31 protein-coding genes are annotated in these 21826 nt (G+C 30.8%); 10 read left to right on the top strand and 21 right to left on the bottom strand.

The features are described from left to right. Nucleotides 1–77: 77 nt before the first annotated feature. Complete coding sequence (locus OEM44_03810) at nt 78–692, bottom strand: hypothetical protein (protein ID MDH3515924.1); 615 nt, start codon at nt 690–692, stop codon at nt 78–80. Nucleotides 693–741: 49 nt separating this feature from the next. Here OEM44_03810 and OEM44_03805 point away from each other — a divergent pair, with 49 nt between their 5' ends. Beyond that, nucleotides 742–1365, top strand: coding sequence for a superoxide dismutase (locus OEM44_03805; protein MDH3515923.1), 624 nt, complete (start codon nt 742–744; stop codon nt 1363–1365). Nucleotides 1366–1826: 461 nt separating this feature from the next. Then, the gene (locus tag OEM44_03800; protein MDH3515922.1) at nt 1827–2201 is read left to right on the top strand and encodes a hypothetical protein; all 375 of its coding nucleotides are present in this window, start codon (nt 1827–1829) and stop codon (nt 2199–2201) included. Nucleotides 2202–2948: 747 nt separating this feature from the next. On the opposite strand, the gene OEM44_03795 is transcribed toward OEM44_03800, so the two are convergent. Together OEM44_03795 and OEM44_03790 are read right to left on the bottom strand one after the other, a co-directional pair. Beyond that, nucleotides 2949–3185, bottom strand: coding sequence for a hypothetical protein (locus OEM44_03795; protein ID MDH3515921.1), 237 nt, complete (start codon nt 3183–3185; stop codon nt 2949–2951). A gap of 281 nt (nt 3186–3466) precedes the next feature. Further along, entirely contained in the window at nt 3467–3994 is a 528-nt protein-coding gene (locus OEM44_03790) for a hypothetical protein (GenBank protein ID MDH3515920.1), read from the bottom strand. Here OEM44_03790 and OEM44_03785 point away from each other — a divergent pair. Further along, nucleotides 3980–4960 (top strand): HAD-IC family P-type ATPase, encoded by a 981-nt coding sequence (locus OEM44_03785; protein ID MDH3515919.1) that lies wholly within the window; start codon nt 3980–3982, stop codon nt 4958–4960. The genes OEM44_03790 and OEM44_03785 overlap by 15 nt on opposite strands. Nucleotides 4961–5368: 408 nt before the next feature. Here the strand turns inward: OEM44_03785 and OEM44_03780 are convergent, their stop codons facing one another. From OEM44_03780 to OEM44_03760, 5 genes are all read right to left on the bottom strand, one after another. Next, nucleotides 5369–5809, bottom strand: a complete 441-nt coding sequence (locus tag OEM44_03780; GenBank protein MDH3515918.1) for a universal stress protein — start codon at nt 5807–5809, stop codon at nt 5369–5371. Further along, complete coding sequence (locus OEM44_03775; GenBank protein ID MDH3515917.1) at nt 5806–6276, bottom strand: universal stress protein; 471 nt, start codon at nt 6274–6276, stop codon at nt 5806–5808. Before OEM44_03775 ends, OEM44_03780 begins: the two co-directional genes overlap by 4 nt. Before the next feature lie 39 nt (nt 6277–6315). Continuing rightward, on the bottom strand, nt 6316–7707 hold the full coding sequence (locus OEM44_03770) for a DASS family sodium-coupled anion symporter (GenBank protein ID MDH3515916.1): 1392 nt from the start codon (nt 7705–7707) through the stop codon (nt 6316–6318). 107 nt (nt 7708–7814) lie between these two features. Then, complete coding sequence (locus OEM44_03765) at nt 7815–8015, bottom strand: hypothetical protein (GenBank protein MDH3515915.1); 201 nt, start codon at nt 8013–8015, stop codon at nt 7815–7817. 16 nt (nt 8016–8031) lie between these two features. After that, nucleotides 8032–8406, bottom strand: a complete 375-nt coding sequence (locus tag OEM44_03760) for a hypothetical protein (protein MDH3515914.1) — start codon at nt 8404–8406, stop codon at nt 8032–8034. A gap of 269 nt (nt 8407–8675) precedes the next feature. Between OEM44_03760 and OEM44_03755 the strand changes: the two genes are divergently transcribed. The 3 genes from OEM44_03755 to OEM44_03745 all read left to right on the top strand — a co-directional run bounded on the left by OEM44_03755 (nt 8676) and on the right by OEM44_03745 (nt 10747). After that, nucleotides 8676–9251: a plastocyanin/azurin family copper-binding protein gene (locus OEM44_03755; GenBank protein MDH3515913.1), complete on the top strand. Its 576-nt coding sequence runs from the start codon at nt 8676–8678 to the stop codon at nt 9249–9251. A 586-nt stretch (nt 9252–9837) separates the two neighbouring features. Then, on the top strand, nt 9838–10269 hold the full coding sequence (locus OEM44_03750; protein MDH3515912.1) for a universal stress protein: 432 nt from the start codon (nt 9838–9840) through the stop codon (nt 10267–10269). Between the two features lie 262 nt (nt 10270–10531). Continuing rightward, entirely contained in the window at nt 10532–10747 is a 216-nt protein-coding gene (locus tag OEM44_03745; GenBank protein MDH3515911.1) for a hypothetical protein, read from the top strand. Nucleotides 10748–10765: 18 nt separating this feature from the next. On the opposite strand, the gene OEM44_03740 is transcribed toward OEM44_03745, so the two are convergent. From OEM44_03740 to OEM44_03725, 4 genes are all read right to left on the bottom strand, one after another. Then, a complete protein-coding gene (locus OEM44_03740; GenBank protein ID MDH3515910.1) occupies nt 10766–10909 on the bottom strand; it encodes a DUF5679 domain-containing protein in 144 nt (47 codons plus the stop codon). Nucleotides 10910–11093: 184 nt separating this feature from the next. Beyond that, on the bottom strand, nt 11094–11525 hold the full coding sequence (locus OEM44_03735) for a hypothetical protein (protein ID MDH3515909.1): 432 nt from the start codon (nt 11523–11525) through the stop codon (nt 11094–11096). 67 nt (nt 11526–11592) lie between these two features. Further along, complete coding sequence (locus OEM44_03730) at nt 11593–13044, bottom strand: FAD-binding oxidoreductase (GenBank protein ID MDH3515908.1); 1452 nt, start codon at nt 13042–13044, stop codon at nt 11593–11595. Nucleotides 13045–13053: 9 nt separating this feature from the next. After that, nucleotides 13054–14343: an HD domain-containing protein gene (locus OEM44_03725; GenBank protein ID MDH3515907.1), complete on the bottom strand. Its 1290-nt coding sequence runs from the start codon at nt 14341–14343 to the stop codon at nt 13054–13056. 58 nt (nt 14344–14401) lie between these two features. Here OEM44_03725 and OEM44_03720 point away from each other — a divergent pair, with 58 nt between their 5' ends. Next, nucleotides 14402–14884, top strand: coding sequence for a hypothetical protein (locus OEM44_03720; protein ID MDH3515906.1), 483 nt, complete (start codon nt 14402–14404; stop codon nt 14882–14884). On the opposite strand, the gene OEM44_03715 is transcribed toward OEM44_03720, so the two are convergent. Together OEM44_03715 and OEM44_03710 are read right to left on the bottom strand one after the other, a co-directional pair. Next, nucleotides 14881–15432 carry a DnaJ domain-containing protein gene (locus OEM44_03715; GenBank protein MDH3515905.1) on the bottom strand — a complete coding sequence of 184 codons (552 nt, stop codon included), beginning with the start codon at nt 15430–15432 and terminating at the stop codon, nt 14881–14883. The two genes, OEM44_03720 and OEM44_03715, sit on opposite strands and share 4 nt — an antisense overlap. Nucleotides 15433–15442: 10 nt before the next feature. Then, nucleotides 15443–15886 carry an Lrp/AsnC family transcriptional regulator gene (locus tag OEM44_03710; protein MDH3515904.1) on the bottom strand — a complete coding sequence of 148 codons (444 nt, stop codon included), beginning with the start codon at nt 15884–15886 and terminating at the stop codon, nt 15443–15445. Nucleotides 15887–16009: 123 nt separating this feature from the next. Between OEM44_03710 and OEM44_03705 the strand changes: the two genes are divergently transcribed. Further along, nucleotides 16010–16237 (top strand): tetratricopeptide repeat protein, encoded by a 228-nt coding sequence (locus tag OEM44_03705; GenBank protein ID MDH3515903.1) that lies wholly within the window; start codon nt 16010–16012, stop codon nt 16235–16237. A gap of 42 nt (nt 16238–16279) precedes the next feature. Here the strand turns inward: OEM44_03705 and OEM44_03700 are convergent, their stop codons facing one another. Beyond that, a complete protein-coding gene (locus OEM44_03700) occupies nt 16280–16672 on the bottom strand; it encodes a hypothetical protein (GenBank protein MDH3515902.1) in 393 nt (130 codons plus the stop codon). 289 nt (nt 16673–16961) lie between these two features. Between OEM44_03700 and OEM44_03695 the strand changes: the two genes are divergently transcribed. Continuing rightward, on the top strand, nt 16962–17459 hold the full coding sequence (locus OEM44_03695) for a tetratricopeptide repeat protein (protein MDH3515901.1): 498 nt from the start codon (nt 16962–16964) through the stop codon (nt 17457–17459). Here the strand turns inward: OEM44_03695 and OEM44_03690 are convergent. After that, nucleotides 17446–17619 (bottom strand): hypothetical protein, encoded by a 174-nt coding sequence (locus OEM44_03690; GenBank protein ID MDH3515900.1) that lies wholly within the window; start codon nt 17617–17619, stop codon nt 17446–17448. The two genes, OEM44_03695 and OEM44_03690, sit on opposite strands and share 14 nt — an antisense overlap. Nucleotides 17620–17692: 73 nt before the next feature. On the opposite strand from OEM44_03690, the gene OEM44_03685 reads away from it, so the two are divergent. Continuing rightward, on the top strand, nt 17693–18790 hold the full coding sequence (locus OEM44_03685) for a radical SAM protein (protein MDH3515899.1): 1098 nt from the start codon (nt 17693–17695) through the stop codon (nt 18788–18790). Nucleotides 18791–19248: 458 nt separating this feature from the next. On the opposite strand, the gene OEM44_03680 is transcribed toward OEM44_03685, so the two are convergent. From OEM44_03680 to OEM44_03660, 5 genes are all read right to left on the bottom strand, one after another. Continuing rightward, nucleotides 19249–19557 (bottom strand): MTH1187 family thiamine-binding protein, encoded by a 309-nt coding sequence (locus OEM44_03680; protein MDH3515898.1) that lies wholly within the window; start codon nt 19555–19557, stop codon nt 19249–19251. Between the two features lie 38 nt (nt 19558–19595). Beyond that, on the bottom strand, nt 19596–19874 hold the full coding sequence (locus OEM44_03675; protein MDH3515897.1) for a hypothetical protein: 279 nt from the start codon (nt 19872–19874) through the stop codon (nt 19596–19598). A 258-nt stretch (nt 19875–20132) separates the two neighbouring features. Further along, complete coding sequence (locus OEM44_03670) at nt 20133–20345, bottom strand: hypothetical protein (protein ID MDH3515896.1); 213 nt, start codon at nt 20343–20345, stop codon at nt 20133–20135. A gap of 35 nt (nt 20346–20380) precedes the next feature. Further along, the gene (locus tag OEM44_03665) at nt 20381–20533 is read right to left on the bottom strand and encodes a hypothetical protein (GenBank protein MDH3515895.1); all 153 of its coding nucleotides are present in this window, start codon (nt 20531–20533) and stop codon (nt 20381–20383) included. Nucleotides 20534–20643: 110 nt separating this feature from the next. Next, a complete protein-coding gene (locus OEM44_03660; GenBank protein ID MDH3515894.1) occupies nt 20644–21141 on the bottom strand; it encodes a pentapeptide repeat-containing protein in 498 nt (165 codons plus the stop codon). Between the last annotated feature and the right edge of the window lie 685 nt (nt 21142–21826).

The following is a 21826-nucleotide window of genomic DNA, read 5'->3' as shown; positions in this document are numbered from 1 at the left end:
CTCTGTTTAGTTTTGATAACAATACCTGAAATTTGTGAAAAATAATTAATTTCCTATATGTTGTTTATTTACTAAAATTAAATCTCTAGTTTTTCTTTTAATTGAGATAATTTCTCTAAAATGATTTCTTTTCCTTCTTGACTCATTTCTGAGCCTTGAATTTCTTTTACAATTTCATCAATTAAGCCTAAGATCTCTATGCCTGGTTTTGACTCTTTAAATTTTATTTTGTCAAATCCTTCTGAATCTGTCTTATCTATTTCTTCAATTCCTTCTGGAAGGATCTCATATACTCTGATAATTTTTTCTTCTTGTCTTTGTGGTGACATTAATACAAATTGATTCATTCGTAATTTTTCAATATTTTCTAGTAATTCATCTTTAGACAGTCTTAGAATATCTATGATTTGCTCCATACTACAAGATTTTATCTGAAGTAGACGCAGTATTTTTGCCCATACTGGAACATTTGTACTCCACAAGATTTCTTTAGCAAGATCGGTAATTGAAAACGAACCATCATTATTTTGTGAAATTAGTTTTCTATCTTTTAGCGATGCAAGAGAATCAAGTAATTTCCCTACCCCCAGTCTTTTTAGTGCTGAATTTTCTAAATCAGTTTCATTAAATGTTCCATTTTCCTTAATTGCTAATTGTAAAATTTCTAAATCAATAGTTCCTAATTTCCTCATATTTTTACTTGTTTTTCAAGAATATATGTGGATTTTAATTATTTGATTTGTGGTAAAATACGAACTACCCAGATTACCCTATGAGTATGATGATCTAGAGCCATTTTTAGATACTCAGACAATGCAAATTCATCACCAAAAACATCATCAGGCATATGTTGATGGGTTAAATAAATCTCTTATCGAAATTGGTGGTGCATCACACCCGCAATACATTTCATCTATTCTTTCTGATCTGAATTCTGTTCCTGAATCTAGCCAAAACACAATTAATTTTTTTGGTGGGGGTTTTGAAAATCATAGATTATTTTGGGAAACAATGATACCTAACGGCGACGGAACTCCTGGAGGCAAATTAGAGGATGCAATTGACGTTTATTTTGATAATTTTGAGAATTTCAAAAAAGTTTTTTCTAAAAAAGCAATTGCAATTCAAGGTAGTGGTTGGTGTTGGTTAGTTTTTAATCAAACATATAATAAAATTGAGATTATGACTACGGAAAACCAGGATAGTCCTTGGACTACTCAAAAACTCCCCTTATTGGGATTGGATGTTTGGGAACATGCATATTATTTGAAATATAAAAATGAACGATCTAATTATGTTGATGCATGGTGGAATGTTGTTAATTGGGATTATGTTGGAAATAGATTTTCAGAACTTGCTGAATAATATGGATTTGGACAATACTTTCACCAAAAACTCTATTTTCATTTAATGAATAAGATTCAGATTTAACACATTTCTTACAATTTTATTTCTTGTTTACAGTGTGATTTACAACTGATTATTTTACAGATGTGGCAGGACATCAAAAACCAAGGAACTTCTACTCTAAGCGCTTCTGCAGAAGATTATTGATGTTGTAAGTTCATCAACATTTGCAAGATTGATTGCAAATTTATCTACAGTACATTTGTATTAATTCAAAAATGACTTGGCATGTTAAGGCCCATTGTGGATTCTTTGTCCCCCCAATTGATTGTAACTATATTGTTAGTTGTCCATTTATCCCTCTATTAAAAAAGATCTGTTTTTTATTCTTTACATTTGTTAATTATTTTAAAAGATTTATTACATATTTTTAGAAAATCAACTATGTGCTTTATCTTTGAGTATGAGAATAGTCTTACATGAGTATATCTGGAATGTATAAGTTGAATTCTCAGGAATATGATGAGAATAAAATCCATCAAGCACTTGACATGCTATATGTTGATAGAAAAAATGAGTTCCGTGAATTATCCCATGTACTATTAAGTGAAAAAGCTATGAAATCAATGCCCCATTGGAAAGAATTTGTATTGAATTTCAGTTTGGATGTTGAAGACGCTTTTAAGACATGGTCTGGTCAAAGCTCTTTATCCAATAGCTCCCCTCAAAAAGCATTGACAATTTTAAGACAACTTGGGCACAATAAAACATCTATGAATCAACTGGCTCACTTGTTAAATATGTCATACAACATATCTTTGGAATTCAAAGAGATCTACAAAAGACTCAAATAAACTTTTTTTATTTTTTGATCTTATTATCTAAATTTAACTATGATTCAATTGGATGTCTTAGATGAACTTTGTGTATCTAATACACTCAAAATATTTGATTCAAAAAAAATAATGAACTACAATTACCATTCAATACAAAAATATTTTTCAATTACAAAAAACAAGAATTATGGATTTGTATTGACATTTCCCTGTTTTTTTGGGTTGCTCATCTTAGGAATAGAGATCAAAATATTTCATAAACTTATTGATATTTTTGGTTAGACGTTCTTTGATTTTTCATTATTCGACCTACACTCAATGTTACTCATGCCTTGTTTCTACAAGTGGTTCTCCATACATAGATCATAAAGTTCACATGAAAATAACAAAGGTATACATCACATCTAAAAATTAATATGTTTACAGTAATTTTTAAACCAATTTTATTTTCGTTTTACACACTAAAACTGAGTCTTTCAGTGTTAATCGGCAATTATTTCGTCAGATGCTAAATTCATTTGAAATTAATTGAGATTAAATTCAAAGTGTTTTGACATTATCTAAAATTTTTACATTAATAATTGTAGAATAGTAAGATCTATAAACCAAGATCTTTTTGTTGTTATGGAATGTCTAGCATTCTTAAATTATGGGAAGGGGTGATTGAAGAATTAGAAGAAGATACCTGGTGTGAAATTTCTTGATACATTATAGTTTTTATCTATTTTTTACTCAGTATCAAAAATAGATTTTTAAAAACATCAGTTAGAGATTTTTATTGAACTGAGACCACATTTTAGCATATGATTCTATCATGGTATGGGCATAGTTGTCATATGATTTGATTGCATTAACTCTCATCTTGATGTATCCATCAAAAATTTTTGAGGCAATATCCAAATTCTCAATATAGTTTTTTCTCATTAATTCCGAACTTTCCTTTATTTGTTTCAGTATACCTTGGTCTATATTCATTTTGTCAAAGAATTCCTTTTCTGCCATGTAACAAGTTCCAACCATATCATCGAACCTATGCAGGTATCCAGTGTACAGTTTGGAATAGTTTTGGAACAATGTGGGCATAGTTGATTCTATCTTTTTGATTATCTCTGATGTGTCATCTTTTATGATGTCACATATTGACAGTTTCCTTCCCTGTTTGTTGGATTTGGATTCTCGGTCTTTTCGATTGCTTCACTCATACCTAAGTATGTATAATCAAAAATAATAATAGATGAGCACATTCTCAAACGTGGGTTTTATGCAGATAAAACAATATATGATTAATTTGAATGTTCTTTGAGCCACTTGCCAACCTCAGGCCAAAGTTTTTTGTGAGCAGTCTTACTAATACACAATCCAACGTGACCTGTTGGAAATTCCATAGTTTGTTTATCAGTACTTGCAATTACATCTGTAATTGTTCTACTTGATTCTGCTGAAACTAGATCATCATTTGTTCCAACTATGTTCAATACAGGTATTGTGATTTTTTTTAGATCAACAAGTTTCCCTCCTAACATCATCTTATTTTGGATGAGCATATTATTTTTGTAGATATCGCTTATGATCTGTTCAAATGCTTTTCCAATAATTGGAACACTGTCATAAAGCCATGATTCCACTGAAAAAAACTGTATTATTTCTTTTGTACTTCTAGGCTGACTAAAGTAAAATTGGTATTTTAAGACTGCCTCCAATGGATTACGTAGTATGAATGCGATGTTAAGAAAAGATGATGGTACGTTTCCAAAAGTATTCACAAATTGTGTGATATCAAGAGTCTTAAGCCACAATTGAATGAAAGTCATCGTGACATAACGGCAATTACTGGAAAGGAATTGGAACAATACTCTAATGACAGTCTAGTGGAAGTTGCAGATAAAACGGATGTGTTTGCAAGGGTATTACCTGAACAAAAATTTCTGCTGGTAAAGGCATTGCAATCCAAAGGCAATGTGGTTGCTATGACCGGTGATGGAGTTAATGATGCACCTGCATTAAAACAGGCAGATATTGGTATTGCAATGGGCATTTCAGGAACCGAAGTTGCAAAGGAGGCATCTGATGTGATTTTGACTGATGATAACTTTGCATCAATCAAGGCAGCAGTTGAAGAGGGGAGACGAATTCTTGATACTTTGATCAAGTTCATTGCTTGGACACTTCCTACAAACTTTGGGGAGGGATTGGTAATACTAGCATCTATTTTTACGGGTATATTGATGCCTATTATTCCTGTTCAGATTTTATGGATTAACATGACTACTGCTTTGGCATTGGGGATGATGTTAATTTTTGAGCCAAAGGAATCAGACATCATGAAGCGCCCTCCCAGAAAACCATGCTCTCCAATTCTTACCAAGGACTTGATGGTTCAGATAATTATCGTAAGTGCATGTATTTTGTTCTCAGTTTATGGCTTGTTTGAGTGGACAATAAATGATGGTGCTTCTATATCTGAGGCAAGAACAGTTGCAGTAAACACAATTATTATGGTAGAAATATTTTATCTAATTAACTGTAGGTCTCTGACCAAATCAATTTTGGGAATTGGGTTTTTTTCAAACAAGTTTATTTTTCTTGGAATTGGAGTCATGGTTCTATTACAGATTGCTTTCACATATGCCCCAGTAATGAATGAAGTTTTTCACAGTCATCCAATCAAAATGGATTCTTGGTTGAAAATAATTGGAGTTTCCTTTGCCATATTTTTGATAATTGAAGTAAAAAAACTCATCAGCAGCAAATTAAATTTAATTCAAAAGACACAATAGAGTTTTAAATTATTCGTATTGCTTTTGCTGATAAAAGTAGATTCAAAACATATAGTCCTTGATATTAATTGAAGATATAATGACACGTGATTAGATGAAGATCATCAATTCATGCTAACATTGTGATTCTGTACTAGATTTTTCTGGTAGCAGGTGTATCAACTTGTGTATTTGTTCTACTTGGAGATAGACTGAATGTTGGATGTGATAAGATGGATGGTGAATGTATTGAAAATCTTACTAGTTAATTCTTTGACAAAAGGACAAATTACATGAAACCATTGCCTGAAGAATAATTTACATCTTATTGTTAAGAATTGACACACAGTTTGGTTTTAGAATTTGGTATTATCAACAAAAATCAAAATCTAAAAAACAACAGCTATTGGGATATTCACTAGGTACACTTTAGCTTAAAATTAATACCGCACCTTGAAAATTCTTTGAAATATCTTCAATTGTACTGTGATAATGTGTTTTTTCATAACGAGTGGCAAATTTTTTCTTACCCATTATTATCAAATCTATGTTATTTTTTTCCGCAAATTCTAATATTTCATGTGATGCAACATTACTTTTAATTATTTTAAAATTAGGTGAAACCTCATGTTGGCTAGAATACTTTTTAAGTTTGATATGTTCTTGTGTCACTAAATTATGTTCATTGTCAAAATCTTGTTTGTTTGTTTTGGTTTTGAACAAGCCAAACGTCGAGCGTTCTTCCAGACATGTCAAAACCGTTATTTTTGATTTTGTTAGTTTTGCTAATGCAATCGCCTTCTTGAATGCCTTTTGACTACCGGATGTTCCATTATATGGAACCAACATGTGCTGAAACGTTACACTCATTTATTTTCCACATCAATTAACAAGACGGGACAGGATGTGTTTTCAACGATTTTTCTGGAAACGCTTCCTAGTGATAATAGTTTCCTCACTCCCGTCAGTTTTCTTCTCTTTGCCATTACTACAAGATCAACTTTTTGCTCATCTATTGCATCAAGAATTATCTCTGCTGCATCACCGACTACAACTTTAATTTGAGATTCAATGTTGGAGTCTTTACATTGCTGCATTCTCTTTTCCATTTCTTTTTCCATACATTTTCTAATATCCTCATTTGCCTCCTTTATGCTGTTAAACATATTTTCTCTTTCAGATTCAGATAGTCCAAATGATCGTGGGTATTGAATCTCTTCTACAATATGTAACATGATAATTTTAGCAGATGTGTCTTTTGCAGCATGGATTGCATGTTTTAATGCCTCATCACCAGCAGAAGTTCCAGCATGTGGAACAAGAATAGTCTTATACATGTATACATCGATTACACTACAATAAATAAACTCTATTTTTTAGATTAGTATTTTTGTTGTTATCAGTATTGTAAACAACGTAATCAAGCCAATTGCCATGACATTGAGAACCATACCATGTTTTACCATTGCTTTGATTGGAATCTGTGCTTTTTCATAGATGAGAGCATTTGGTGGGGTTCCCATAGGTAATAGGAATGCAAATGATGTTGCAACAGTTATCGCAAACAAAACTGGTAATGGAGTCCATTCGTTTAGCATAGCCATTGTTCCAACTATAGGGATGAAAATTGCAGCAGTGGCAGTATTTGATTTGACGTTTGTTAGAAACATGATCATTGCAACTAGCGCAAGAATTACCACCTCAAAAGGATAATCTCCAACAAATGAAAGAGCATTGGCAATCCAATTTGCTAATCCAGAATTTACAAATGCCAAAGATAACGCAAATCCCCCACCAAGCAAGAACAATAACCCATAGGGAAGCCTTTCAATTCCTGCCCAGTTCATCAAGCTTTCAGAGCGGGTTTTTGGCAGAACAAAGAGAGAAATTCCTCCCAAAATTGCAATTACTGAATTTGTAATAAAAGAATTCTCTGGTTGCCATAATGGCATGGTGAACATCAGTATCATCACTCCTAACAATACAGCAAGCACTGTTTTTTGCTCCATTGTAATTTTCCCAATCCGTGATCTTTCAAGCAGTAATGTTCTTTTGATTTCAGATGTTGTCTCAAAATTGCTTTTTCCAATTTGTGAAGTCATGTACAGCCCACAAAGAATTAGCATTGATATTGCAAGTGGCACTCCAAGCATAGACCATTCTGCAAATGTTACTTTGTGCGAAAACATCTCTATCACTGCTGCAGAATAAAGCAAGTTTGGTGGGGCTCCAATTAAAGTTGCTACACTACCAATAGATGATGAATATGCAATGGACAACATGAAAATAACTTTGAATTTTATTGTAACAAAACTTGTTTTAGATAATGCTGTGAGAATCACTCCTGCAATTGGAAGCAATATTAGAACAACTGTAGTACTCATTACCACCGTGGATAACAGTGCAGTTGTAATCATAAATCCCCACACAATTTTCTTTGGAGAATATCCAAATACCGATATCAACTCATATGCAATTTTTTTATGCAATCCTGATTTTTCAATTGCCAGTGCTATCATGAACATTCCAAGTAATAACACAATTATTGGATGCATATATTCGGCTGCGATTTCTTTAATAGATAATATCCCAAATGTTGGAATTAATCCCATAGGTAGTAAGGCCGTTGCATAAATGGGAATGGCCTCTGTAATCCACCAAGCAATCATCCATACAGAAATTGCAAATACTGCTTTTGCAGTATCTGGCATTCCTTCAGGTGTGGGCATTAACAGGATTAGAAAAAATAGTATAGGTCCTAGACCCATACCAAATTTTCTTAAATTAAATTTCATTTTAAATGATAACTCATCCGATTGGGTAGATTTGAGACTTTTGTTTGTAGGATTTCATTATTTTGAAGTTATCTTAGTTTTCACTCATCAATTGGCTTTGACTCAAATTTCGTAGTCGATCTTCCTCTACTTATCACATCAAAAATATCAGCATCCAGACTTTCTTCTTTTTCTTTTGAATGATCAATCAGTATGGCATTTAGCAATTCATTTCTGAAATTTTCTTTTTCAGTAACTTGGTGAATTGGTTGATACCATTTTGGATATGTTTTTTCAGTCATTTAGTTCGATAATTTTCTATTTTAAGCGTCTGTAAATTTCTTTGAATTCAGATGATAGATTGTATGCTATGTTTAGTAAATGTGTTAATTGATTCATTGATGTTTTTCCATTTCCAACTTTTCTTAAAATTGTTAAAGCTTTTTGTGGGGAAGTTCCAGATGGTGGCTTTTGACCCGTCCATGTTTTAAATGAATCACCCACATCCAAACTAAAATTTAAAATGAACTCTTTCCAGTTTGACATTTCTTTTAGTGTCTTTTCTCCAAGAATCACTTGAGCTAATTCTTGAAATTCATTTTTTCTATCTGTGTAAAGAATTTTGATGGCTTCGTGGATTTTTTCTTCAGAATACTCTACACTTTTTAGCATATACAACCCCTCAATATTCATAATCTTGAATCATCATATCTACAATTAAACTAATTTAATATTCTCATACGTGAAAATGAAATTAATTTTTTCAACCAATAATTATTCTAGGGATTAATAAGAAAATCTTATTTGTGTTTAACATGGATTTGAAAAATATTTTGGTATCTTATGATGTATCTGGATTCTCAAACCGAGTTTTCAAAATAGCGAGGCTGGGATAAATCATTATTTTATAATTGAGAATCATATGTGCATGTTATAACTAAAAGAAAATCAAAACAATCCATATGACTTCTCTTGATAAGATGGGGATGATTATTGCAGTAGTAATAGTTGCTGCAGCAGTTGGGTTTACCATGACTGGTGGAAGCGGAGCTCCATCAGACATTCCAGTAAAAGTTGCGCCAATTATAGATCAAGCAAAAGATATCAAAAAAGACATAGAACCTGCTATTGAAAAAATTAAAGAAATAACAAAAGAAAGCAAAGAAATTTTGGAAGAAACCAAAACAGCTACAGAAAAAGGAATGAAGGTGGCTGAAGAGTTGACTAGTTCCAAGGCTACAGTTAGACTGGTAAGCATCCCTGAAGGAACATCTTTTACTGGATGTGAAGAATATGACAAATGTTATGATCCTTCATCTCTAATAATTTTCAGAGGAGGGGAAGTAATTTGGAAAAATGATGATTCATCAGCACATACAGTTACCAGTGGAGATATCATTAATGGACCAGATAAAAAATTTGATAGTGGATTGATAAAATCTGGCAAGACATTTACCCACAAATTTGAAGAATCTGGAAAATATGCTTATTTCTGCATGATTCATCCTTGGGCAAATGGTTCAGTCACTGTAAATTAATGTTGAAAAATGGTTGATGTGATTCAAAACGCTCTTTAAAGGTGTATTAATTGTAGCAGGAATTACTTTGATTGTTATTTCTGTAATCATTTTATCTTCATAATTACGGATATAAAATATTTACAGAATTATTTTTAAAATTGTTTTGACCTATACTCTCTTTACTTAAAAATCCCTGTGAAAACTTGAACTCATTTTCTCTATTCTGGTATAGTGTTTCTAGAGATTTGGATATTTTTTCTGTGTATTATAGTATTTAATATGATATTGCAACAAAAAATATCCTTGTAGATATGGTTGCACTAGAATCTTATTCTACGTAAATTGTACCATGATTCAATTTCTCCAACTAAAAGAGAAAAATTAGAAAAAAAACTTAAAGAAATCCGTTTGGTAATTAAAAAATTAGTATGATATTTTGACAGAATGGATATATCATATATGACTGAAAAAAGGAACAATGAAAAAATTGTAGATATTGCATCTATGTTCATCATGTTTTGATATGCCCCAAAATTAATGAAAAACCCAATCACATTAGATTTTCAAGGGTTTAGTTAAATAGATATGATTTGCAAAATATTTCGTGAGAAAAGCATTATTTATGAATATTTTAGTACCTCTTGATGGTTCAAAGTATTCAGAAAAAGCACTTCTACATGCGTGTGATATGGCAAAAAATTATCAATCTCGGTTAATACTTTTGTATGTTGTTGAAAAAACAATTCCTCTTAATTTGTTGGATAGACTAGAATATTTGAAAATGTTACGAAAAGTTGGAAACAAGGTTTTGATTAAAGGAAAGAACATAGCCACTCAGCACGGTGTAGACTCAAAAATAATTCTAAAAGAAGGAAACATTACAAACGAAATTATTAAACTCGCAAAAAAAGAACAATGCAATCTGATTGTTGTTGGAAGTAAAGGTCTTGGTGCAACAGCAAGGTTTTTTCTTGGAAGTGTCTCAAATAAACTTGCAAATAATTCACCTTGCTCTATTCTTATTGTAAAGTACTAGTTTTAAAATTTTATTTTTCCTGAATGTTCTTTAGCATTGATTTTCTTACCAAAATTGCGATTCTGTAATATGTTGCTAAGGCTATTATGTCATGATATTTCACTGTGTCTTTCTGGACATCTTTTTATTCTTTCTTCAAATGTCTTTTTTTCTTTCTTTTTTAGCAAGAATAAACTCCATAAAAATAATCAAAACTTAAAAATTGCTTGAAAGTATATGGTTTTGTATGGACTTTATGTTAGAGGAGGAATTGATTGATTTGATGACCTTCTGTCTTCAAAACCCAGATTCTGAAGAAATCGCTGAAAAACATAAAAGAATCACCGAGATTGGTCATGAATTGTATGCTGATGGCGGTATCGATGCATTGGAAAATTTCTCTTTTGTGTTAAAAAATAGAATTACTGAAGAAATAGAAAAGGATCCATCCACTATGTGGTATCTGTGGAATGGCCTTACTGATGAATGGCAGTATTGAATTTCACTAATCTGAAATTTATCCTCTACCGATTCTGAAAATGGCTGTACTGCAAGTTGGGCAAGTGCCCTTAATTGCAGGTTTTCCATTTTTCATGGTGTATGGTTTGGAGCCTTTGATTTCACGTTTATCTCGGCACTTTACACAATATCCTATTGTCATATCTTTAATACACTCGATGTCATATTAGCGAGAACTTGTTGATTTTTTTTCACTAATAGACAAATCTAAGATCTTAATTATTGTATTTTATATCATTATTTTTCATTGGATATTTTTATGAATAATTCATTAGAACCTCTTATATGTTAACATATTTTTTAAAATAATTTTTTTATTGAATCTTTTAACTTACATTGATTTTCAACGTTATGTATTCAGTTAATGCTTTATGATTAACCGGAAATCCCTCCCATACAAAAATCTCTGCAATAAATTCTCCTGATTCCTTTGGAACCCATGATAATGATGGATTAAATTTTTGTTGTGGATCTAATTCACCAACAACCCATCCAAAAAAAACAACCATGTCGTTTTCATTTTTGATCTGAACAAGATACGCAAAATTCTGAGATTCTTCTTGATTGTTTATGACATAAGCTGAAATCTGTATTTGTTGATCAACATTAATTGAATTTCCGATTGGGGAGCCAAATGCATTCACTAATTTTGGATCTAGGATTGATGCTCTTTCTAATTCAGTCAGTCCAAATGATGGAATAACACCAATTGGAGCAATTACTAAAATTACTAATAACCCTACACCCTTACATACCACAACTTTTTGGATAATTTTTAGTTAATAAAGCGTTTCTGAACATGTTTTATTTTTTAGACTGCAAATTTTAGAAAATTTCTAGGTTGTTAATAACGGTACTTTTTTTTGAGATGATTTTACCTGGATTGAGTATGTTGTTTGGATCAAAGAGTTTTTTCATCTCTTTGAATATTCCATAGTTCTTTCTTCCGTATTGTTTTTTGACAAATTCTGAGCGTGCAAGACCATCGCCATGCTCACCAGTAATAGTTCCATCAAGTTTAATGATTTCATTAAAATATTCTTTTGCAATATTTTTAATGATTTTGATCTTTATTCCATCTGAAATTAACCTCACATGCATATTGCCATTGCCAGCATGTCCATAAACAATAGATACTGTCTTGTATTTTTTGTTTATTTTGTTAAGTAATGAAAATACTTTTGGAAGATTATTCAAAGGAACCGCCGCATCTTCAATTACATGTGGAATTCTTTTTCCTTTTTTTATTGTTTTTAAACTATAATGTAGTGATAAATCTCTATATCGCCACCACTGTTCTATCTCATATTCTTTTTTTAATTTTTTAACAATTTTACCTGTAATGACTGATTGTAATTTCCTTTCTTTTACTAAAATATTTTCATCATATTCTACATAAAGTAAACATTTTGTATTTTTAACAAATTTGAATTTAATCTGATCAAGTATAAATTTGTCCATAAATTCAATTGTTGATGGATTTGTTTGGTTAATTTTCATACATTCTCTTGAAGCATCTGCAATTGAACAATATCCTAATACAAACAGAATTCTTCTTTTTGCTATATCTTTTATTTTTATTTTTGCTGATAAAATTACTCCCAACGTCCCTTCAGATCCTATTATTAACTTGTGGGTGTCTCCAATTGATTTTACTTTGTCAATTCTATATCCAGAAGAATTTTTTGATGTTTTAGGAAATTTTTTAGAATCTATTAATTTTGTAAATTCTATAATTTTATTTGAAATGTTTTTATTTTCTGGTAATGTTATCTTTCTTGCATTCCCATCAACAAATGTTATCTCTATGACATTGTCTATGACGCTACCATATTTTAAACTCCTACTCCCACTTGAATTATTTCCTAGCATCCCACCTACCGAACAAAAAGAACCAATTGATGGATTTGGCGGGAAAAATTTCTTTACTTTTTCTAGTCTTTTATCTAGCTGCCCTTTAATTACACCAGTACCAACCAATGCATAATTTTTTGAGATTTTAATACTGTCAAACTTTTTCATGTCTAGTATGATTCCTCGATTTAGTGCACTACCCACAAGTCCAGTCCCAGCACCACGTGCAGTGACTGGAATTTTAAATTTTTTTGCAATTTTTATGACATTAATTACATCTTTTTCATGCTTTGGAATAACTACTACATTTGGGATTATTTTGTATGAGCTAGCATCTACCGAATAAAATTCCTTGAATTCCTTACTGGAAAAAACATCTCCCTGAATTTTAGACTTTAATATTTTGAGAACTATTTTTTTCATATGCTGAACTTAAATTTTAATTCGATAATAATCCCATCTTTCAGGATCAAACTGTGTAACAAATTCTGCTTGCTCTTTGTTGATTCTAGATTTGATAACATCACGTAATGCAAAGCTCGTCAAGAATTTGTATTTCATAGCGTGTGATTGCATGATAAACATATGGCGCATCTCACTACCTCCTTTTAGTCCCCAATACCCCATCTTCAATGCTAAGGGTTCTAAGAATATTGTATTTTCGAGACCATAATTTTCATCTCTAATCTCTTCACGTAATCGGTATTTTTCAAGTGGACCTCCTTTTGAGAATCCTATGATTTCGCCATTTTTGTCATTTAATCTTAATGTATTAATTATTAATTGTGGATCCTTGATTGATTTTTCAAAATTTGCTTTCTCAAATTGAAGTGGTGTTGGCAGCTCTAAAAAAATTTTATATAATGACTTTATGAAATTTGGATCTTTTCTTGTAATCATATTTTCAATTATTGGAATTAATTTGAAATTATTATATGATACATTTGCCTGAATCGAAATTTCCTGTTGTCTTATCCTCATAAATGATAATACGGTGTCAAAAAAATTCTTCCTCATTTCTTTTGAAAGAACTTTTAAAATTTCTTTTACCATTTCTGTCTCCTTGTTTAACAATTCTTCAAAATATGCAACTGAACTTCTTACAATTAATGACGGTCTCCATGCAAGTGCATGTGCATTCATTTTAGCCATCCCCATTGCTTTTGAAAAATCTCCTAGTGCATAACCACTAATTCTATCTATTACTGATAGATACCAACCTATTTCCATAATGTGCTGTTGGTATTGTTCATCATTTCTTGTTAATTCTGAATTGTAAAAACATTGTTTAATCTGTTCTTCTGCATTTTTTTTAAGTTCACCACTCCAAGGATATGTGGTCCTCAAAATCAATACTTTAACAATTTCTAAATCAATGTTTGCAGTGGTAATTAATTGACTCAATTTTCTATCAGTTGAGATAAATTTTAGAACATTTTCTTCATGTGGTTTGTCTACACTTTTCTGAGGATCAAAGTCGTGAAACAATGCTGAAACATATAGATATTTTATATCCTCTTCAGTTAATTTGATCTTTTCTTGTTTTGATGCTAAAAGTGATACATATGTTACTTCTAATTCGTGATTGATATTATGATATCCATAATAATCTGTCCCAAGACCCTGGCTTTCAAATAGGTCTATTGTATAGTCTAACATCTCAACATAATGATCATCACCCAATCCCATTTCTACCATCATACTGAGAATTTCATTTCTCATTGAATGAGTATTTGCAAACTGCTGCAATATACATGAGAATGAATCGCTGGTTTTAAAGATGATCTTTGCCCTAGAATCCATTATTTTTATTGATTTTCACGAAACACTCAATAGAATTATGATTGGATATTTCTTAATGTCAGTTAGTCTTGATTTACTTAAAAATTTGATGGATTTTAATAAAAATGGTTCTCCAAAATACCGACTTTTCATAAATGATGTATCTTATCCTGTAAATGATGTATCTATTACTCACTCCTCTGTTCCTGTCAATGAGCCAACCACTCGTGGTGGCGTATATTTTACAGATAAATTTGCCTTCAAAATGAAAGGTGTGATTAATGATCTATCTATTGTTCCATTACTTACCAAAAAAATGCTTGGTCCTAATACTGAATTTGGAACACTAAAAATTACTACGGTGCTAGAACTGTCAGGAAAATCTATACCTCTAGAGATATCTACAAATCTTACAAATAGTGTTCAGACCCCAAATTCTATTGAATTAAGTATGATTATTGTTAATCTAGAATCTGTCTAACATACCTTGAAATATCTGTCATATTTTTCTCGACGTTCTTTATCTGATAACACTTCATATGCTTTGTTTAAGTTTATCATCTCTTCTTCAGAATTTTCTTTTGTTTTATCTGGATGAGTTTTTTTTGCTAACTCTCTAAATTTTTGTTTAATTTCGTCTGGAGTTGCATTTTTTGTAATTCCTAAAATCTCATAATAGTTTGGCAATTCATTGTTTATAGATGCATTACGAAATTCTTTATCCTCTTTTGTGTTGTATCTATTTCCAAATTCTTCATAATCATCACTCCAATCTGAGTGATATTTTTCAAACGTTTTATCTTTTTTAGACTCCAATTCGTTTTTGTCATACGATGTTTTTCTTCTCAATATGATATCTCTTGCTAAAAATAATACTATACCTAAAACTACTATTGAAAAACCTGTAAATAACATGATTTTTTCTTCATCAGTTACCTCTAATTCCATTTCTAATTCATTATTTTGTGCATTGGATACTTGAATTCCACCGACAATTAGTAAAATTGCAAAAATCCAAAATTTATTCATTTTATGGGTCCTATGTTAATCTGAAATCTTCTTTGGTTGTATTTAGTACTACGTGGGTGATTGTATTTTCAACATTTGGTATTACTGCCAAGGCTTTAACGAATTTACTTAATTCATCTCGCTCCTTAAATTTTGCTACAATTATTGTGTCTGTTGAACCTGTGATATCATATACCCCACATACGTTTTCAAATTTTGCTATTTCTTTTTCAATATCAACAATTTTATCATTTTTGGCCATGATTTCTATAATTGCAGTTAAGGAATATCCTATCTTTTCGTGATCTATAATTGCAGTATATCCTTTGATAATTTTTTCTTTTTCAAGTTTTTTAATTCTCGATAGAACTGTTACAGTTGAGATTCCTAATCTTAGGGCTAACTGTCTGGCTGATTGCCTTGCATCCACTAACAAATTTTTGAGAATTCTTTCATCTATTTCGTCTAATTCCATACAATATAATATCAAAAAATTTATTTAAATTTTAGCCTAATTCTTGTAAATTTGTTTAATCTATTTAGTTTATTTCCTGCATTTCGATTTCAAATTTAATACAAATGGTGTTTTTTATCATTTATGGATTCAATAACCTCTCTTGTTGAAAAGGGAAAATCTTTGATGGATGACGGGAAATTTGATGATGCATTAGGATTCTTTGAGCAAGCACTTCTTTTGAATCAAGATGACCCAGATCTTTGGAATTACAAAGGTGTGGTATTAAGAAGTTTGGGCAGGTATGAAGAATCAATGGAATGCTTTAACAAATCTCTGGAAATTGATCCAAGAGATAAACACGCATCTTGATTTTGTATGTTGTTCTTTTGAAAATGTCTGACCTGTTAATTTTTAAAATCCATAAAACTCAGACCATTGACTTTCTAACTTGTATATGATTTTCCATGCAAATCTATCAATATTGATACTTAAATCGGTAACGATTAAAATAATGTATCTTCCAATAGGAAAACTCATTATTACAACTTTTTCTCTTCTAGATGCAGAATATTTTACTCTTCCTAGACTTGAATCAAAGCCTTGTCTGTTTGTGACCCTATGTGCTAATTCTTGAAACATTTGTTTTCTTTGCTTATCTGTTTCTAAAGGAATCACTCCTTTTTTAAAATCACCTGCTATCAGTTCCCCCGAACTATCAATTAGACCACAAAATCTAATTTCAGGTTCTTCTAAAATACTCTCTATCTTCTTTTTTATGTCTTTAATTGAAAAATTATTTGGCATGTAATATTTGAATACCATTTTGTACTATTATTACTTAGGAGATCAGTATAAAACATCTATAAAAGATTATACAAGGGATTACAAATTATGATGCCTGCTGTAAATTTTTAACTTTGTTGACGTTAATTTAGATGATATCTAAAAGTGGATTATAGTATAACCAAGATGTTAATTCCAAATCAATAGATTTCTCTATATGTTAGAATCAGTGACCCTTTCTAAACATAACGTTAGACAAACAATTCTAGCCAAAGAAGACTATATTATTAACAATGCTCTCTCTCACTCAATGGGTGTTCAAATTGATGAACTACTTTCACAGGCTTATGAATTTGTAGAGGATGGTAATTACTCTGATGCTTTGAGAATTTATAATTTAATACTCAAAGAGGAACCTGATAACATCAATGCTCTTTTGGACAAGGGAGCAACTTTACAAAATATGGGAAAAATTAAGCAAGCAATTTCTTCATTTGATAAGATCCTGGCTATAAATCCGGATAATCTTAATGCGTTACTAAACAAGGGTGCTGCATTACATTCTAATCAAAAATATCTTCAAGCCATAGAATGCTATGATAAGGCTTTGAAGGTTGACAAACGTTGTACTATGGCTTTTGCTTATAAAGGATTATCATTAGGTGAGATGGGTAAACTGCAAGACGCAATCAAATATTTCAAAAAAGCTCTATCTATTGACAAACATTATGACTTGGCTAACATCTCAAATAACACTGCTCAAGATTTACTACGATCAATCAAAGAAGAAAAATCTAAAATACGGTAACATCACCAGGTGCAGGCCCGTGTTCAATCTGTTTTTCATTCTTTTCAAAGAAATCAACATGTGTTGATTTTTGATGATCTCTTAATTTTGCAATGTTTTCAAAACCTTCGTGACACAAATAGCATTTTGGTTTATGTTCATCAACTAATGGAAGTACCATGATATTTCTATCATGACTGACTACTTATCTCTTAAGACTAAGGAATATATCATAATGAGTAATACTTTGTGGTATGTTGGAACATCTAGTTAAGGATTCCCAAGCCCTTGATCGTGCTCTTGCAGGTGAGGAGCTCTCTTACAATGATGGCCTAGAATTAATGAATTATGATAACTTGCATTTACTTGCAGCTGTTGCAGATGATGCTCGAAAAAAACTAGTTGGGGACACTGTCACGTTTGCAGCATCATATTACATGAATTACACTAATGTCTGTGCTGCTAGTTGTCAAATGTGTGCATTTTACAGAAAAGATGGTGCAGATGATGCGTACACATTAACTCCTCAAGAAATTGAACAAAGAGTTCGAATTGCAAAACAAATGGGTGCAACCGAAGTTCATATTGTTGGAGGCTTTCATCCGAAACTTGCATTGGAATATTATGAAGATATGATGAAAGTAATTAAAAAAAATCATCCTCAACTCAATATTAAAGCATTAACTGCAGCTGAAATTTTCTATTTATCAAAATTAACAAAAAACTCCACTAAAGAAGTTCTATCTCGTCTAAAAGATGCAGGTCTTGATTCAATGCCTGGTGGGGGAGCAGAATTATTCCACCCTGATATTAGAAATAAAATTGCGAGAGGAAAGTGTACTGGGCAACAATGGTTAGATGTAATTGAAGAGGCACATAAAATGGAAATCAACAGTAACGTGACTATGCTTTACGGTCATATAGAAAAACCTGAACATATTGTTGATCATCTTATCAAAATTCGTCAATTACAAAAGAAAACTAATGGTTTCTTAACTCTAATTCCTTTAAAATTTAGTCTTGATAATACTGAATTGGAGCAAGAAAACCTTGTAAACAATGAATGCTCATCTGTTTATGATCTAAAAATTATTGCATTATCTAGATTGATGCTTGCAAATGTTCTGAATAATATCTCTGTATATTGGGTTGCATATGGAAAAAAACTTGCGCAAGTTGCTTTGTCAAATGGAGGTAGTGATTTGGTTGGAACTGCATTTTCTGAAGAAGTTTACCGTGCTGCAGGAAAGCCTACTTCCTCATCAGTTGAGGAATTAGCAACAATGGTAAAAGAGATAGGAAGATCTCCTGCGCAAAGAAGTACTCATTTTAGAATATTAAAAAAATTCTAATGATTTTTTAAAATAAATTTAAAAATTTTAGAATATATTGTTAGATGTATTATGTGAAAAAACATGATCAACTGTTGAATATGTTGATGGATTTTAATGATAAAATTTGATTTACAACCGTTGGATAAAAATATGGAGATTTTTTTTGCAATACTAAATGCTACGATATAAAAAATTTGACTTTCATAAGTGATCCAAAAAAGACCTTCAAAGTGATTAAGTACTTGGGAGGAACGCTCAAAAATTATTGATAAAGTTGGAAGATGTCTTTATATAATTACAACATATGAAAAGATAAATCGTATTATCATCTAGTTAAATAACAAACATGTTTTATTTTTCATCATAAAAAATAATACGTTAAAAACTTTGAGCAAAAAAAGATATGGGTAGTTAGTCGAAATGGGTAAAATCATGTCAATTACAGATTTTGTAAATTTTTCAAACTAAATCATTTGTTACAATTTTATGTATTTTCTAATTGAATCTATTTTTTCTTCCATACTAAGATCTTTATCTTTTCTTGAATCAATTTTGATTATAACTTCTACTCTTGCAATCCCTAGATTATGAACTGTATCCATCATTTTCTTTGTAGCTGTGTTGATTATATCGATACTATTTGATTCTAAAATTGTTCCCATTGAATTAATCTCAAATCTGAGATTCTCTATGTTTTGTATCGATTCTATTGCTTTTGCAATGTAAAAACTAGCACTAGTAGTACGTGTAGCTATTGGATATATGCTAATTTCAGCCTGAATCAATAATATTGTATTACTAATTTAAGATTAAAAAGTTTGAATTATTCTACTGGCTTTTTTTCTTCTCTTTTTGTACTGCCTTTCTTTCTTCTTGCTCCAAAACTAATTAAAACTAACAAAAATCCTATTCCTATTAGAATTCCTGATAATGTGTTATAGTCTTGAATTTCTTGTTGTGCAATCATTAAATCAATTACTTCCTCTTCAGTCATTCCGGTTTGGCCTGCTGGCATTGAAGCGCTGTTGATTGTAACAAGTATGATGCCTACGACTATCATTGCAGTTCCACCTATCAGCATTTTTTTATCTAAAAGAACCATTTCTGATAATAATCTCACTCCGTCATATATTAGATATGTTAAATTTTTAGATATTTGTCTGTCATTATTATGCTGGAATCTTGATTTTCTTCTTATTGATATCTATCTTCAATATATGGAAAACTAAGATCTATTCATCATACTATAATGATCACAGTTAACAAAGTTGTCTCTATGCTTGATTGCTTCGTGTCTTTTAGATACAAATTATTTACCCAAGTATTTGGGAAATAATATTTTGTATTATATAAGCTAATTTTATGGATTTAAGTTTTTAAATTCAATACATTTTGAATCAAATTCATTAAGATACTGTTTGGCATTAATCTGAGAATCTATAATGTATAATTCGCATGTTTCAGCATCAATTAATGTACTATTGTTGTCATTGTTATTCATCAATTGTAATCCAAAAATCCCTGCTAATATAATTATCAAAATTATTGCAAATTTACTGGAGTAAATATCCATTATTTTTATTCATAATTTTGAACTTAAGAATATTGTTAATTAAATAATTCTAATTCCTGAAGTACCTTTCCCATCAAATGTTTCCATCTCCGCATTGCTTCGATATCATGTGGTCTATTATCTTCTAATTCTTTTTTTTGTTTTAGCAGTTCTTGATGTCTTTTCTCATCAATTTTTATCTTGACCATTAAACACTACAATATTATCTGATATGAAATCATTTCGATGATGAAATTAAAATTATATTTTAATTGTAATCTTTAGCCTAAAATATCTTAGTGGTTGATGTGCAAATATTTTACCATAATTTACCTTGTTTCTTTAGCACAGTCCTTGCACTTTCAGAAAGGGTGTCCAATGTATGAAGATCATAATTTGCATCTGCAAATCTAGTTGATGTCAGAATTGCACCTTCAAAGTTTGCATGTCTGAGATTAACTTTACTCATGTTAGCTCCAGTTAAATCTACATTTCTTAAATCTGTATAAAACAAATCTGCACCTCTAATATCTGCATCTTGAAGATTCGCTCCGTACAATTCGGCATCCCATAATTTTGCGTTTGAAAGATTAATCCTTCTCATATCTGCCCCTCTTAATTTAACATAAAATAATATTGCATCACTCAGGTCAGCTTCGCTCAAATTAGTGCAGCTAAGATCTGCATTATGGATATCTCTGTTTTTGAGATTAACTCCATTCATATCTGCATCTGAGAAGTTTCTTCCAATCAACTCTTCATATTCAAAATTAACTTTGGAAAGATCACGTTTCCTAAATGCCTTTGAAGAATTCATTGTGTAAACTATAAAAAATAGTTAATTTGAATTTACATAAACTTTCTTGGATAATTCTTAAATCATTGTTGTTATATGGGTAAATTCTTTTAGTTGAAATTTTTTAGTATCATATTACTGATGTTTAGTAAAAGATACTGAGAAAATAATACCTAGTATATTTTGCTAATAATAACGTCCCTTATAATCATGGTTGTATTTTGGTGTGACTAATCACAGAAAAATCCTCTGTCACACTTAGAATAATTCTAGATGATTTAAGAAGAGATGAAATCAATTAGTGAATTGTTTATCTACTAAATAATCTATTACGATTCTTATGAGTTATTACGAAACAGATTCAGATAACTATGAAATCGAGGATGACAGCATAGAATATGATGCAGATTATGATTCTGAGGATTAATTCTAACCCATGTGTTTTTTCTATTTTGGTTACTGTCATTAGTGAATATCACCAAATAGATTTCTTATTGTGTAAAAATTGAGTCTATGATTAATTGATGAATTTCAGCATTTAATCTATAATCATTCCATGAATTTTTTATGTTTATTTAGATCTTTTATCTCATCTCTTTCTTAATATTGCTTCTACTTGAGGATCTCTGCTATGTGAAATAGGACTATTAAAGAGATCTTAGGAATCTGTGATTTCATATGTGATCATTGCTTAAAGTAATTGACT

The organism is Nitrosopumilus sp. (assembly GCA_029862745.1).
Taxonomy (GTDB): Archaea; Thermoproteota; Nitrososphaeria; order Nitrososphaerales; family Nitrosopumilaceae; genus Nitrosopumilus.
The sequence above is the reverse complement of the archived record's forward strand: the minus strand, read 5'-3'. Positions and strand labels throughout refer to the sequence as shown.

What these genes read in the sequence shown, in the direction of transcription:
- OEM44_03710 (MDH3515904.1), bottom strand. Translation starts at nt 15,886, where the DNA reads ATGGAATTAGACGAAATAGATGAAAGAATTCTCAAAAATTTGTTAGTG.
- OEM44_03740 (MDH3515910.1), bottom strand. Translation starts at nt 10,909, where the DNA reads ATGACAATAGGATATTGTGTAAAGTGCCGAGATAAACGTGAAATCAAA.
- OEM44_03745 (MDH3515911.1), top strand. Translation starts at nt 10,532, where the DNA reads ATGACCTTCTGTCTTCAAAACCCAGATTCTGAAGAAATCGCTGAAAAA.
- OEM44_03720 (MDH3515906.1), top strand. Translation starts at nt 14,402, where the DNA reads ATGATCTTTGCCCTAGAATCCATTATTTTTATTGATTTTCACGAAACA.
- OEM44_03675 (MDH3515897.1), bottom strand. Translation starts at nt 19,874, where the DNA reads ATGGTTCTTTTAGATAAAAAAATGCTGATAGGTGGAACTGCAATGATA.
- OEM44_03730 (MDH3515908.1), bottom strand. Translation starts at nt 13,044, where the DNA reads ATGAAAAAAATAGTTCTCAAAATATTAAAGTCTAAAATTCAGGGAGAT.
- OEM44_03715 (MDH3515905.1), bottom strand. Translation starts at nt 15,432, where the DNA reads ATGAATAAATTTTGGATTTTTGCAATTTTACTAATTGTCGGTGGAATT.
- OEM44_03665 (MDH3515895.1), bottom strand. Translation starts at nt 20,533, where the DNA reads ATGGTCAAGATAAAAATTGATGAGAAAAGACATCAAGAACTGCTAAAA.
- OEM44_03670 (MDH3515896.1), bottom strand. Translation starts at nt 20,345, where the DNA reads ATGGATATTTACTCCAGTAAATTTGCAATAATTTTGATAATTATATTA.
- OEM44_03780 (MDH3515918.1), bottom strand. Translation starts at nt 5,809, where the DNA reads ATGAGTGTAACGTTTCAGCACATGTTGGTTCCATATAATGGAACATCC.
- OEM44_03790 (MDH3515920.1), bottom strand. Translation starts at nt 3,994, where the DNA reads ATGACTTTCATTCAATTGTGGCTTAAGACTCTTGATATCACACAATTT.
- OEM44_03695 (MDH3515901.1), top strand. Translation starts at nt 16,962, where the DNA reads ATGGGTGTTCAAATTGATGAACTACTTTCACAGGCTTATGAATTTGTA.
- OEM44_03810 (MDH3515924.1), bottom strand. Translation starts at nt 692, where the DNA reads ATGAGGAAATTAGGAACTATTGATTTAGAAATTTTACAATTAGCAATT.
- OEM44_03660 (MDH3515894.1), bottom strand. Translation starts at nt 21,141, where the DNA reads ATGAATTCTTCAAAGGCATTTAGGAAACGTGATCTTTCCAAAGTTAAT.
- OEM44_03725 (MDH3515907.1), bottom strand. Translation starts at nt 14,343, where the DNA reads ATGAGAAATGAAATTCTCAGTATGATGGTAGAAATGGGATTGGGTGAT.
- OEM44_03775 (MDH3515917.1), bottom strand. Translation starts at nt 6,276, where the DNA reads ATGTATAAGACTATTCTTGTTCCACATGCTGGAACTTCTGCTGGTGAT.
- OEM44_03795 (MDH3515921.1), bottom strand. Translation starts at nt 3,185, where the DNA reads ATGGCAGAAAAGGAATTCTTTGACAAAATGAATATAGACCAAGGTATA.
- OEM44_03755 (MDH3515913.1), top strand. Translation starts at nt 8,676, where the DNA reads ATGACTTCTCTTGATAAGATGGGGATGATTATTGCAGTAGTAATAGTT.
- OEM44_03690 (MDH3515900.1), bottom strand. Translation starts at nt 17,619, where the DNA reads ATGGTACTTCCATTAGTTGATGAACATAAACCAAAATGCTATTTGTGT.
- OEM44_03765 (MDH3515915.1), bottom strand. Translation starts at nt 8,015, where the DNA reads ATGACTGAAAAAACATATCCAAAATGGTATCAACCAATTCACCAAGTT.
- OEM44_03700 (MDH3515902.1), bottom strand. Translation starts at nt 16,672, where the DNA reads ATGCCAAATAATTTTTCAATTAAAGACATAAAAAAGAAGATAGAGAGT.
- OEM44_03770 (MDH3515916.1), bottom strand. Translation starts at nt 7,707, where the DNA reads ATGGGTCTAGGACCTATACTATTTTTTCTAATCCTGTTAATGCCCACA.
- OEM44_03705 (MDH3515903.1), top strand. Translation starts at nt 16,010, where the DNA reads ATGGATTCAATAACCTCTCTTGTTGAAAAGGGAAAATCTTTGATGGAT.
- OEM44_03800 (MDH3515922.1), top strand. Translation starts at nt 1,827, where the DNA reads ATGAGTATATCTGGAATGTATAAGTTGAATTCTCAGGAATATGATGAG.
- OEM44_03760 (MDH3515914.1), bottom strand. Translation starts at nt 8,406, where the DNA reads ATGAATATTGAGGGGTTGTATATGCTAAAAAGTGTAGAGTATTCTGAA.
- OEM44_03685 (MDH3515899.1), top strand. Translation starts at nt 17,693, where the DNA reads ATGTTGGAACATCTAGTTAAGGATTCCCAAGCCCTTGATCGTGCTCTT.